Below are 12618 nucleotides of genomic sequence, written 5' to 3'. Positions count from 1 at the left end.
CACACGGGGGCGGTGCCAGCGTCTCAGCCCAGGCGCAGCGCCTCGGTCCGGGGCGCGAGCGGCAGGGTGATGCGGAACTCCGTGCCGACCCCCTCCTGGCTGCTGACGTCCATCGATCCGCCGTGCGCGAGCACGATGGCACGCGTGATCGTGAGCCCGAGCCCGACGCCCGGCACCGCGTTCCTCGTCGCGCTGGACGCGCGGAAGAAGCGGGTGAAGAGCATGCCCTGCTCGTCCTCGGGGATGCCGATGCCGGTGTCGGCGACCGAGAGCCGGATCACGCCGTCCCCTCGCTCGACCCGCGCCGTCACCCTGCCGCCGCGCGGGGTGAACTTGATCGCGTTGGAGAGCAGGTTGTCGAGCGCCTGCCCGATGCGGCCGGCGTCGGCGTCGAGCCGGAAGGAGGAGTCCACGGGGATCTCCGCGGCGAGCTCGATGCCCTCGCGCTGCGCGTGCGGCCGCGCCGAGGCCACGGCGGAGACGACGAGGGCGCCGATGTCGGCATCCGCCTTCTCCAGAGGGAACCGGCCCGACTCCACCTGCGCGGTGAAGAGGAGGTCTCCGACGAGGTTCAGCAGCCGTTTCGCATTGCGCTCGATCACCGCGACGAACTCGGTCTGGTCGGCGGTCAGCGGCTGCCCCGGGTCGTTCTGCAGCAGATCGAGGAATCCGATGATCGCGCTGAGAGGGGTGCGCAGCTCGTGCGAGATCATCCCCACGAACTCGTCCTTCATGCGGGCGACCTCGACGGCCTTCGTCTCGTCGGTGATGACGAGCAGATACCCTCGTCGCACGCCGGAGCCGTCGCGGTGCGCCGTGACCGTCAGGCGGGCGGGGACCGACGAACCTCCGGCTGTCCTGACATCGAGGTCGGCCTCGACGAACTGGTCGGTGTCGGCCGCTGCGAAGAGGCGCCGCAGCCCCTCGGGGAGCTCGGGGGCGTGATCTGCCGGAGCCGTGGCCGGACAGTCCTCGAACGTCGAGAGCGCGGAGGCGGGGAAGAAGCGATCGACCCGGACGTCGGCCAGCTCCTCCGCGGGGGTCAACCCGAGCAGGCGCACCGCGCCGGGGTTCCATTCGACGATCTTCCCGTCGAGGTCTGTCGCGATGACGGCCTGGGCGGTGATCGACTGCCACAGGCTCTGAAAGGAGTCGAGAAGCGTGCGGTACTGGGCCTCGCTCGCACGGAGCTGCTCGACCATGGCGAGGTTCTCGGCGAGGGCTTCGGTGCGCTCGGCCACCAGACGCTCGGCCTGCGCGATGCGCAGCCGCTGCTGCCGCGACAGCTCGTTGACGAGGGCGCCGACCGCCGCGAAGACGAGGGGCCCGATCACGCCGCGCAGCCACGACACCGTGTCGGGCGGCGGCGAGGTCAGGTACGGCATGAGCAGGGCGATCGAGGTGAAGATCGCCACGATGAACACGTGGCGGATGCCGGGGGCCGCCGCGATCCAGACGACCGGCAGGAGCACGAACGACGAGAACAGGGAGCCCGACCCGCCCGTGCCCGTTCTCAGCAGGCCGATCCCGAGGATGTCGACGATCGGGATGAGAAGCACGACCCAGCCCTCGTGCACATGCCGGATGCTGAGGACGACGGCGAGAGCGGTCGTTGCCATCACGACCGCGACGCCCGCGACTGCGGCGGCGGCGCTGGTGATGGGGAAGCTCGGGATCGTGACCATGAGCACGGCCGCAACGAGGACCGCGATGGTCGTCGGCGCCTGCTTGACGAGCGGCGAGGGGTCGTCGAAGAACCGGCGCCACCCCTTCTCCGTCGTCGTCAGCTCGCTCACCGTCCGATCCTCCCGACGAGCTCGCGGAGATCGGCGCCGATGATCGGCTTCGGGAGCGCGGCGTCCGCCGGCGGGTAGTCCGCCGCGTCGAGGACCGAGCTGATCACGAGGAAGCACTCGGGGAAGCGCCGCTGCACTTGACGCGCGCACTCCTGACCGGAGATGCCGGGGAGAAGCAGGTCGAGGACGGCGATGACGGGCTCGATCTCGTCGAACGCGGCGATGGCGGTCTCGGCGTCCTTCGCCACGAAGACCTCGAACCCCTCGCGCTCCAGGTGCCGGCGCAGCAGTGCCGCCTGATCCTCGCTGTCCTCCACGACGAGCGCCAGACGTCGCGCGCTCATCGGAGGAACAGCTCTCTGACGATCACGATGACGACGACGATGCCCATTGCGATCAGCGCCTGCGGCACCAGCATCCGCTCCTTCTCGGCGTCGCGCGCGATCTCCTCGCGCTCGTCGTGCTCGTTCGGCATCCCGGTCATGAGTCGACCCGCCCGATCTTCTCGGTCTTGATCCAGGTGGCGTCGGCCCGGCGCCACTCCTTGAGATAGGAGTCCACGGTGACCGCGCACAGGAGCGATCCGTACCCGCAGATGTACACGAGCAGTCCGGCGAGGAACCGGCCGCCGGGCAGCGGCTCCACCGCGCGGGCGAGCCAGATGCCGAGCATCGAGATCGGCCCCCAGAGGAAGAAGACCACCGCCCAGGCGAAGCGGGTCTGCTCGGTGAGAGACCCGCCGAGCGCGCGGATCAGCGCGTCGAACGCCCAGGGGAACAGTGCGATCAGCATGAGCAGGAGCGCCCCGAGCCCCGGGAACATGATCGCCTCCCGCCAGGCGTGCCGTGATGTCTTCGGGTCGAGCTGCACCGAGAAGAGGATCGAGAACAGGTAGATGCACGCCGCCGCGATCCACATGAAGCGGAACACGAACTCGGCGATGTCGCTGTGCAGGATCAGGAGCACCAGGAGCGCCGCGGCCGCGAGGAGCATGAACGCGGGGAGCAGCAGGATCGTGAACCACGCGAGCCCGAAGGAGAAGCTGCCGAGCGCGTGCTCCCTGCTCGGCCGGAACCACAGCGAGCGGTAGATCGACGTGAGCTGCACGTTGCCGCGGGCCCAGCGCAGGCGCTGCTTCCAGAGGGCGTCGATGGAGCGCGGCTCCTCGGCGAGCACCCGAGCATGCGGCTCGAACACCGCACGACGGCCCTTGAGCTGGCCCTCGAAGGTGGTCATGGTGTCCTCGGCGAGGGTGCCAGCGGGGATCCGCCCGCCGATGGCCTCGAGGTTGGCCCTGGAGTGCAGCTGCGCGCCGCCCGCGAGGCAGGCCATCGCGCCCAGCACGTTCTGCGTCCGCCGGGCGGAGAGCTGCCCGATGATGTACTCGACCGCGATGAACCGCGTGAGGTAGTTGCGGTCGCGGCTGCCCTCGGCGATGTAGGCGGTCACCGCGCCGACCTTCTCGTCGGCGAGGTGCCGGGTGAGCTTGCGCAGCGAATCCCTCGCGAAGATCACGTCGGCGTCCATGATGAGCACCGCTTCGGTCCACTCGTCGGCGAGCACGACGTCGAGACCGTGGTTCAGGGTGTGGGCCTTGCCCTCTCCCCCGACCTGACGGCGCAGATGGACGACGCGTCCGGGGTGAGCGGCGGCCGTGGCGGCCACGACCTCCGGGGTGTCGTCGTCGGATGCGTCGTCGACGACGAACACGCGCAGGCGCTCGGCCGGGTACTCCAGCTGCAGCAGGCGCTCGATCGCGGGGCCGATGACCCTGCCCTCGTTCCACGCGGGGATCACGACCGCCACGTTCGGGTGGAAGGGCGCCGCCTTCCCGTAGTGGTTCCTGAACGCGTGCAGAGGCAGCGAGAGGAACTGCAGTCCGGTGTTGATGACGGGCAGGGTGCCGACGAGGACGCAGAGGAGGAGCAGGATCACGACGGCGGTCTGCAGCCAGGTCAGGTCGGCGGTCACTCCCACGCCTCCTCTGCCAGCAGACGACGCACCCGCTCGTAGCGCCCGACGGTCGCCGCCTCATGGCTGTCGGTGGAGGCCACGACCCTCGCCCCCGCCGCACGGAGGGCGCGCAGTGTCCGCGGTTCGGGGCATCCCCACTTCTCGTTGACCTCCACGAGCGTGTCCGTCCGCGCCGCGGTCTCGGCCCATGCCGCGAGAGCCTCCCCGCCGAGGTCCTCCTCGGAGAGGTCGATCTTGGGCAGCAGGGAGAAGCAGTGGGCGAGCTGGTTGCCGGGGTGCCTCTCCATGGCCGCGATGAACGACGAGGTGAACTGGTCGAGCACGTCGCGGGGCGCCCATCCGCCGGAGATCCGCTCGCGCACCTCGCTCGGGCTCAGCGGTCCGTCGGCGCCGGGGTACTGATGGTCGGCGATGAGGATGCGGTCGACGCCGGTCGGGAGAACGGGGATGTCGAGGCGCCCGGACGCGTCGAGCACCTTCGCCTCCACGCCGGTGAGCACGGTGAGCCCCTCCGGCACGCGGAGCGCGTTGATCGCGGAGAGGTACTCGGGAACCCAGGTGGTGTCGCGGCGGACGTGGTCGACGAGGCGGAGGGTCGTGAGCCCCGCGGACACGGCCGCGGCGACGTTCTCCTCCGGGGTGGAGACCGCGTCATCCGAGAACGTCGAATGGACGTGATGGTCCCCCCGGAGCAGGGCGTCGCTCACAGCTCCTCCTGGTGCCCCGCGTGATCGGAGACCAGCACCTCGTCGATCTCCACGATGATGTCCTCGAGGAATCTCACGAACGCGACCTCGCGGAACGGCACGCTCGCCGGCAGCTCGCGGCCGAGGAACAGGTCGACGACGAGCGACGGGATGTCGACGCCCGCGGCGATCGTCAGCGGCAGCGCTCCGGGGAACCTCGGGTTGACCTCGAGCAGCATGGCGCGCCCGTCGCGGCCTCGGCGCAGCTGCACGTTGGCGACGCCGACGAGTCCGATCGCCTTCGCGATGGCCGACGCGGTCTCCTCCAGCTCCGGGTCGTGCACCGTGCGGCCGGCGATCGCGACCCCGGAGTCGACGCGGGCCCTGGTGCGCGGCACCGCGGCCACGACCTGCCCCGCGGCATCCGCGATCACGTCGACGGAGTACTCCTCCCCGGGGAGGAAGTCCTGCACGATGAGCCCCTCGTCGACGGGGAGCGCATCGAGCGCCGCCCGGTCGGGGACGAGCCGGATGCCGCGGCTGCCTGCGCCCTGGCGGGGCTTCGCGAAGACGGGGAACTCCCAATCAACGGCCTGCGCCGCGGGGCCTGCGAGCACGGTCCGGGGAGCGCGCCCCGTGTCTGCGCATCTCTCGGCGAGCAGCAGCTTGTCGAGGGAGACGTCCAGCGTGTCGGCGGACGGCGCCGCCAGGACTGCGGGGGCCAGCTCATCGCGGCGCTCGGAGAGGGCGATGAGCTCGACGTCCACGGTCGACACGACCACGTCGATCGCGTCCTCCTCGACCAGTCGCGCGAGGGTCGGCACGAACTCCTCCGCCCTGCCGGGGGGCACCAGTCGCCGCTGCTCGGCGGGGACGAGGTAGAGCCCTGCGGCCCAGCCGTCCATGTCGGCCGCGAAGACGGTCAGCTCCGGGCGCTTCAGGAGCGAGCGGATCACCACCACTCCCGCCGGCCCTCCGGCTCCCGTCACGAGTACACGGGGCATGTCAGCCTTCCTGTCGCACGAATTCGTGGGCGCCCACGAAGGCCGCGGTCTCCCGGACGATCTCCAGCGGCTCGACCGCCAGTCCGCCGCCGAACCGCGACCAGTACCGCGCCGTCGCGCGGACGAAGTCCGGTGCGAGGTAGTCGCGGTTCGCCGTCTGCGAGTCGAAGCACGCCAGCAGACGCAGCTTCTGCTCCACGTATCCGTCGATGCGGACGAACCGCGTCGGACGGAAGTCGATCGTCGATGAGGGGCTCTGGTAGCAGGCGACGGTCCCCACGGCGCGGGTCGCGACGGCAGTCGCCTCGTTCACCGCGCGGTGGTCCTGGTGCCGATCGTGCGGCGAGTGGGTGTACACGATGGTGGGCTGGATCTCCTGGACCACCTCTTCGATGAGGCGCACCGTCGATCCTCCGCCCGACATCTCGGTGTCGACGAGGTCGTGCAGGAACAGCCGGGCGCCGAGGATGTCCGCGGCTGCCAGCGACTCCCGCTGGCGGCTGTCGGCATCCCCTCCCCGTGCTCCGCGCGAGAGCGTGAGGATCGTGATCTCGTCTCCGGCCGCGGCGTGCGCGGCGAGGAGTCCTCCGATGCCGATCTCGACGTCGTCGGGGTGCGCGCCGACGGCGAGCACGACCTCCCTGCGCCGCTCGGCCTCACGCCGGCGACGACCTTCGACGGCCAGGCGCTGGACCGACTCGACGAGGCGGACGTTGTCGAGGGGCTTGGTGAGGAACTCGTCGGCCTGTGCGCGGAGCGCCGAGACCGCGTACTCGACGGACACGTGCGCGGTCATCACCAGCACGGGGATCGCGGGAGCGGAGCGGCGCAGTTCCGCGAGGAGCTCCAGTCCGTTGAGTCCGGGCATCTCGATGTCGGTCACGACCACGTCGGGGCGTATCGTCGCGACGCGTTCGACGGCCTCACGGCCATCGGCGGCGAGGTCGACGATGCAGCCGGCTCGTCGTTCGAGCACGGTCTTGACGAGCAGCGCGACGTCGGGGTCGTCATCGACGACGAGGACGCGAGTGGGGGTCTCGGTTGTCATTCAGCTCTCCTTGGGGAGATTCCCTGCCGTGGGGAACGGCGCTGCATCCTGGTGCCTTCATCACCGTGACGCGGGAAAGGGCGAGCGGGGTATGACGATTCTGGCATACGGGCATATGGGAGGGATGCTCGGCGCGCGAGCCGCTCGCACGAACCGGTGGTGGTCCGTTCCGCGCAGTCGCTACGCTCGGGCTGACGGATTTTCCACCCCAGATCAAGGAGCGATCCATGTCGACCCCGGACCCGCAGAACCAGCCGCCCTCCTCCACGCCGCCGCCCGCTCAGGACGGCGGATTCCCCGCGCCTCCCGCACCCGGCCCGGCCGGGTACGCGGCCCCCGCCGCACCGGCCGCACCGGGGTACTCCGCTCCCGGCTACCCCGCCGCACCCCAGGGCTACCCCGCCACGGCGCCGGTCCCCGGCCGCACCCTGTCGATCGTCGGACTCATCCTCGCCTTCGTCCTGCCGCTCGTCGGCATGATCCTGAGCCTCGTGGCCCGCTCGAAGCTGAAGAAGGCCGGCGCGCCGACGGGTCTCGCGACCGCGGGGTTCTGGGTCGGACTCATCCTCACCATCGTCGAGATCATCGGCTTCATCGTGATCGTGATGCTGTTCTCGAGCCTGTTCTCGATGTGCTCCGACCTCGGCCCCGGAGTGTGGGACGTCAACGGAGTCACCTACACCTGCGGCTGACGCGTCGCTACGAGAAGCGGGGACGGATGCCATGGCATCCGTCCCCGCTTCTCGTCTGTGCGGAGCCTGGGGCTACCAGCGCTCGGCGCCGCGCGGGAGCACGTCGAGCACGTGCGGCAGCTCGCTCGGGAAGCAGGAGCGGAACAGCTCGGTGATCTGGGGGTCGGATCCGTAGTCGTCGACGATGCGGAGCCCGATCATGGTGCTGATGAGCATGCCCTCGGCGAAGAACGCCCTCGCCTCGTCGGCATCGAGCCCCACCTCGTCGCGGAAGAAACGCCAGACCTGTGCGAACCCTCGGCGCGCGGCCGGACCGATCACGGGGTGGCTGCCGAGCAGGTACGAGTGCGCGAGGGTCTGGTGGAGTCCGCGCACCTCGATGAGATCGACGTACGCCTCGCCGATGCGCTTGCCCGCGGGGAGGTCGTCGTCTTCGCGGGCGAGGGCGGCGCGGAACGACGTCAGCAGTCGGGCGAGCGCCTCCTCCACCGCGGCGAGGAAGAGGTTCTCCTTCGAGCCGAAGAGGCGGACGACGTAGGGCTGGCTCACGCCGGCCGCCCGAGCGACCTCGTCGGTCTTCGCGCCTTCGTAGCCACGCGCGCCGAACACCGCGAGCGCCGCCTGGACGATCTGCGCGCGCCGCTCCTCCGAGGAGAGTCGCCTGCCCGAGTCGTCGGAGAGGACGTCGGATGCGGCGGCTGAGGTCATGTCGAAAGGCTATCAGCGAATCACTTGACTTTGTAATCATTCGATTACTACATTGCTTCCAGGACAAGTAATCATTCAATTACAACTGGAGCATCATGTCTCAGCCCACCTCCGCGATCAGGCGTCGCCCGGTCGCGCTCGTCATCGCCGCGGCATCCCTCCCGATGTTCATGGCCACGCTCGACAACCTCGTCATGACCAACGCCCTTCCCGTGCTGCACCAGGAGATGGGCGCGAGCGTCGAGGAGCTGCAGTGGTTCGTCAACGCCTACGCCCTCGCGTTCGCCGGCGCGATCCTCATCGCCTCCGCTCTCGGCGACCGGTTCGGCCGCCGCACCGTCTTCGCGATCGGCATCGCCCTCTTCGGCGTCGGCTCCCTGTTCGCCGCCCTCAGCTCCGACCCCGGCCAGCTCATCTCCGCCCGTGCCGTCCAGGGGCTCGGAGCCGCAGCGGTGATGCCCCTCTCGCTCGCGCTCCTCACCGGGGCCGTCCCCGCATCGCGTCGCCCGCTCGCCATCGGGATCTGGGGCGGCGTCTCCGGACTCGGAGTCGCGGTCGGGCCGCTCGTCGGCGGCGCCATCATGGAGGGCTGGAACTGGCAGGCGATCTTCTGGATCAACATCCCCGTCGCGATCGTCGCCATCCCGCTCGCTCTGCTCGTGCTCCGCAACGACTTCGGCGCCCGCTCCCGCATCGACATCCCCGGAGCCGTGCTCGCGGCATCCGGCGTCCTCGCTCTCGTCCACGCGATCGTGCGCGGCAACGACGACGGCTGGGACTCCCTCGGCGTGATCCTCGAGCTGGTGCTCGGCGCGGTGCTGCTCGTGGCCTTCGTGATCTGGCAGATGCGCGCGAAGGCCCCTCTGGTGCCGCTGCGCCTGTTCCGCGACCGCTCCTTCTCGATCACGAACGTGGTCGGCTTCGCCTTCAGCTTCGGCACCTTCGGCTCGGTGTTCATCCTCATCCAGTACCTGCAGGTCGTGCAGGGGTCGACCCCTCTGGAGGCCGCGGTGCAGACCACGCCGTGGACACTGGCCCCGATGTTCGTCGCTCCGCTCGCCGGCATGATCGCCCCGCGCGTCGGCACGCGCGCACTGCTCGTGCCCGGCCTGCTGCTGCAGGGCGTCGCCCTCGCGTGGATCGCGCAGATCACCGCCCCCGACCTGCAGTACCCGAACCTGATCGCCCCGTTCATCCTCGCGGGCATCGGGATGGGACTCGTCTTCGCCCCGTCGGCGACGGCGCTGCTCGCGACCCTCGGACTCGTCGACCACGCCAAGGCATCGGGCGTCAACTCGACCATCCGCGAGCTCGGCGTCGCACTCGGCACCGCGGTGATGACCGCGATCTTCGTCGGAGCGGGCGGCCAGCTCACTCCCGACCTCTACGTGGACGCCGCGAAGCCCGCCGTGTTCACGGGAGCCGCCGTGCTGTTCGCGGCGACGGTGATCGCACTGTGGCTCCCGTCCGGGAAGTCGACGGATGCCGCCGTGTCCGAGGCCGTCGAGACGGAGCCGGCGCTCGCGCACTGAGCCGGGGATGCAAAAGGGGGCGGATGCCGCAGCATCCGCCCCCCTTCTCTCGCCTACGCCGGGCTCACTTCTTGTAGTTCGGCGCCTCGACGACGATCTGCACGTCGTGCGGGTGCGACTCCTTGAGGCCGGCCGCGGTGATGCGGACGAAACGGCCACGGGCCTTGAGCTCCTCGATCGTGCGCGCACCGACGTAGAACATCGACTGACGCAGGCCGCCGACCAGCTGGTAGGCGACGGCCGAGAGCGGCCCGCGGTACGGGACCTGACCCTCGATGCCCTCGGGGATGAGCTTGTCGTCGCTGGGCACGTCGGCCTGGAAGTAGCGGTCCTTCGAGTACGAGGTCTGCTTGCCGCGGGTCTGCATCGCTCCGAGCGAGCCCATGCCGCGGTACTGCTTGAACTGCTTGCCCGACTGGAAGACGATCTCGCCCGGCGACTCGTCGGTGCCCGCGAGCAGCGAGCCCAGCATCACGGCGTCCGCACCGGCCACGAGGGCCTTCGCGATGTCGCCCGAGTACTGCAGGCCTCCGTCGGCGATCACCGGGACGCCCGCGGGGCGCGCGGCGAGCGACGCCTCGTACACCGCGGTGACCTGCGGGACGCCGACGCCGGCGACGACGCGCGTGGTGCAGATCGACCCGGGGCCCACGCCGACCTTGACCGCATCCACCCCTGCGTCGACGAGCGCCTGAGCGCCCTCGCGGGTGGCGACGTTGCCGCCGATGACGTCGATGTGCGCGAACGACTCGTCCGCCTTCAGGCGGCGGACCAGGTCGATGACGCCCTGGGACTGGCCGTTGGCGGTGTCGACCACGAGCACGTCGACTCCCGCGTCGCGCAGCGCCTCTGCGCGCTCCCACGCGTCGCCGAAGAATCCGATCGCGGCGCCGACGCGCAGCCGGCCCTGGTCGTCCTTGGTCGCGAGCGGGTACTTTTCGCTCTTGTCGAAGTCCTTGATGGTGATGAGACCGGCGAGCCTTCCGTCCGCGTGGATGAGCGGCAGCTTCTCCACCCGGTGACGGGCGAACAGCGCGATGACCTCGCCCGCCGCGACGCCGACCGGAGCGGTGACGAGGTTCTCGCTGGTCATGACGTCCTTGACGAAGGTCGTCTGACGCTCGAAGCCGGAGACGAACCGCATGTCGCGGTTGGTGATGATGCCGACGAGCTTGCCGTCGGGGTCGACCACGGGGAGGCCCGAGATGCGGTACTTCGCGCACAGCGCGTCGACCTCTTCGACCGTCGCGTCCGGAGTCGTGGTGATCGGGTCGGTGATCATGCCCGATTCGCTGCGCTTGACGCGGTCGACGTGCGCGGCCTGGTCGGCGATCGACAGGTTGCGGTGCAGGATGCCGATGCCTCCCTCGCGCGCCATCGCGATCGCCATGCGCGACTCCGTCACGGTGTCCATCGCGCTGGAGAGCAGCGGGGTCGCGACCGAGATCCGGCGCGTGATGCGCGAGGAGGTGTCGGCCTCGCTCGGGATCACATCGGTGTGCCCCGGGAGGAGCAGCACATCGTCGTAGGTGAGTCCGACGAAACCGAAGGGATCGTGCTGGTCCATGGATTGTCCTCCTGCGGGGCGCGTGGTGGGGCGGCGGCGTGTACCAATTCTAAGCGTGTCGCGGCTGGAGATATTCCCCGCTTCTCCGCAGGAGGACGGGGATTCCGAGGCCGCAGCCGCATCGTCGGACGACACGGGCGGCGCGCCGTGAGCAGATCGTGCCTTGGCTGAAACAGAACCGACACATTACGCTCATACCGTCGTACATCAAGGCTGATGAACAACTCCGTCATCGCCTGCGTACTGGGGCTGGAGGATCTGTGAGTCTGACGATCACGGCGAGACGGAGCGGAACCCGATGGATCGTGGTGGTGCTCGGCGCACTCCTCGCCATCGCGTTCCTCTGGTTGCAGCCTCCGGCCACGGCATCAGCCGACACGACGGACGACGGCCAGGAGATCACAGACTTCTACTTCGCCGGCGTCATCACCTTCGATGACAAGCCCGTACCCGATGTGGTCATGACCATCAAGGGCAAGGGCTTCGACGGAGAGACCAAGACGGATGCCGACGGCAAGTGGCGGCTGTACGTGCCCGAGAAGGCCACCTACACGCTCACCGTCGACGAGGACACGCTGCCGAAAGGCGTGATCGTCGACGCCGCGCAACTCCCCGAGGGCACGCAGCCCATCGCGGGGACGACGGCGTCGTTCGAGGTCGAGTTCGGGTTGACCGGCACGAAGATCATGAACCTCTTCCTCGGCGAGGGAGAGCGGATCACGGTCTCCTTCTGGGATCAGCTCTTCTCCCGTCTCGTCGGCGGGCTCAACTTCGGGCTGCTGCTCGCGCTGGCTTCGATGGGTGCGGCGCTGATCTACGGCACCACGCGCATGTCGAACTTCACGCACGGCGAGATGGTCACCTGGGGCGGACTGCTCGCCATGGTCACGACCACCTTCTGGCACCTCCCCCTGTGGGCGGGACTCATCGCCGCTGTCGTCGGAGGCGGCCTGTTCGGCTGGGGCATGGATGCCGCGGTCTGGCGCCCGCTCCGCCATCGCGGTCTCGGCACCGTCCAGCTGATGATCGTCAGCATCGGCCTGTCCCTGGCACTGCGGTACGTCTTCCAGTACTTCGTCGGGGGCGGCACCTACCAGCTCCCCGGCGCGAGCCCCACACCGATCCAGCTCGGGCCGATCTCGCTGTCGTACATCGACATGATCGCGATGGGCGTGAGCATCATCGTCATCCTCGCGGTGGCCTACTTCCTCACCCGCACCCGCATCGGCAAGGCGACCAGAGCCATCTCCGACAACCCGCAGCTGGCCGCCGCCTCCGGCATCGACGTCGACCGGGTGGTCCGGATCGTCTGGGTCGTCGCCGGTGTGCTGGCCGCGATCTCCGGCATCCTGTGGGCGTACTTCCGCCCCGGCGTGAAGTGGGACATGGGCACCCAGATGCTGCTGCTCATGTTCGCCGCGATCACGCTCGGCGGACTCGGCACCGCGTTCGGCGCGCTCATCGGCTCGCTGATCGTCGGCATCGCGGTCGAGGTCTCCACCCTGTGGATCCCCTCCGACCTGAAGTACGCGAGCGCCCTCGTCGTGCTGATCGTGATCCTCCTGGTCAGGCCGCAGGGTCTGCTCGGACGCAAGGAAAGGTTGGGCTGAT

Annotated in this window: 12 protein-coding genes; 3 read left to right on the top strand and 9 right to left on the bottom strand. The window is 69.6% G+C overall.

Annotated elements, in window-relative coordinates:
- Positions 1-23 precede the first annotated feature (23 nt).
- The 7 genes from CQ047_RS02610 to CQ047_RS02585 are packed head-to-tail and all read right to left on the bottom strand — an operon-like array spanning position 24 to position 6508.
- Positions 24-1796, bottom strand: coding sequence for an ATP-binding protein (locus CQ047_RS02610; protein WP_258132445.1), 1773 nt, complete (start codon positions 1794-1796; stop codon positions 24-26).
- Positions 1793-2140 carry a response regulator gene (locus CQ047_RS02605; RefSeq protein ID WP_105672718.1) on the bottom strand — a complete coding sequence of 116 codons (348 nt, stop codon included), beginning with the start codon at positions 2138-2140 and terminating at the stop codon, positions 1793-1795. The genes CQ047_RS02610 and CQ047_RS02605 overlap by 4 nt, the downstream gene beginning before the upstream one ends.
- On the bottom strand, positions 2137-2280 hold the full coding sequence (locus tag CQ047_RS18790; protein ID WP_181155817.1) for a hypothetical protein: 144 nt from the start codon (positions 2278-2280) through the stop codon (positions 2137-2139). Before CQ047_RS18790 ends, CQ047_RS02605 begins: the two co-directional genes overlap by 4 nt.
- On the bottom strand, positions 2277-3767 hold the full coding sequence (locus CQ047_RS02600) for a glycosyltransferase family 2 protein (RefSeq protein ID WP_105672717.1): 1491 nt from the start codon (positions 3765-3767) through the stop codon (positions 2277-2279). Before CQ047_RS02600 ends, CQ047_RS18790 begins: the two co-directional genes overlap by 4 nt.
- Complete coding sequence (locus CQ047_RS02595; RefSeq protein ID WP_105672716.1) at positions 3764-4477, bottom strand: PHP domain-containing protein; 714 nt, start codon at positions 4475-4477, stop codon at positions 3764-3766. Before CQ047_RS02595 ends, CQ047_RS02600 begins: the two co-directional genes overlap by 4 nt.
- Positions 4474-5460, bottom strand: coding sequence for an ATP-grasp domain-containing protein (locus CQ047_RS02590; RefSeq protein WP_105672715.1), 987 nt, complete (start codon positions 5458-5460; stop codon positions 4474-4476). Before CQ047_RS02590 ends, CQ047_RS02595 begins: the two co-directional genes overlap by 4 nt.
- Before the next feature lies 1 nt (position 5461).
- A complete protein-coding gene (locus CQ047_RS02585; RefSeq protein ID WP_105672714.1) occupies positions 5462-6508 on the bottom strand; it encodes a response regulator in 1047 nt (348 codons plus the stop codon).
- A 227-nt stretch (positions 6509-6735) separates the two neighbouring features.
- Here CQ047_RS02585 and CQ047_RS02580 point away from each other — a divergent pair, with 227 nt between their 5' ends.
- Positions 6736-7200, top strand: a complete 465-nt coding sequence (locus CQ047_RS02580; protein ID WP_105672713.1) for a DUF4190 domain-containing protein — start codon at positions 6736-6738, stop codon at positions 7198-7200.
- A gap of 72 nt (positions 7201-7272) precedes the next feature.
- On the opposite strand, the gene CQ047_RS02575 is transcribed toward CQ047_RS02580, so the two are convergent.
- Positions 7273-7908 (bottom strand): TetR/AcrR family transcriptional regulator, encoded by a 636-nt coding sequence (locus CQ047_RS02575; RefSeq protein WP_105672712.1) that lies wholly within the window; start codon positions 7906-7908, stop codon positions 7273-7275.
- Between the two features lie 95 nt (positions 7909-8003).
- On the opposite strand from CQ047_RS02575, the gene CQ047_RS02570 reads away from it, so the two are divergent.
- A complete protein-coding gene (locus CQ047_RS02570) occupies positions 8004-9440 on the top strand; it encodes a DHA2 family efflux MFS transporter permease subunit (protein ID WP_105672711.1) in 1437 nt (478 codons plus the stop codon).
- A 64-nt stretch (positions 9441-9504) separates the two neighbouring features.
- Here CQ047_RS02570 and guaB read toward each other — a convergent pair whose 3' ends face one another.
- Positions 9505-11007 (bottom strand): IMP dehydrogenase, encoded by a 1503-nt coding sequence (gene guaB, locus CQ047_RS02565; protein ID WP_105672710.1) that lies wholly within the window; start codon positions 11005-11007, stop codon positions 9505-9507.
- A 260-nt stretch (positions 11008-11267) separates the two neighbouring features.
- On the opposite strand from guaB, the gene CQ047_RS02560 reads away from it, so the two are divergent.
- Positions 11268-12617, top strand: a complete 1350-nt coding sequence (locus CQ047_RS02560) for a branched-chain amino acid ABC transporter permease (RefSeq protein WP_105672709.1) — start codon at positions 11268-11270, stop codon at positions 12615-12617.
- The last annotated feature ends 1 nt before the right edge of the window (position 12618 follow it).

Origin of the sequence: Microbacterium sp. MYb72 (genome assembly GCF_002979415.1) — a bacterium.
GTDB lineage: Bacteria > Actinomycetota > Actinomycetes > Actinomycetales > Microbacteriaceae > Microbacterium > Microbacterium natoriense.
The sequence above is the reverse complement of the archived record's forward strand: the minus strand, read 5'-3'. Positions and strand labels throughout refer to the sequence as shown.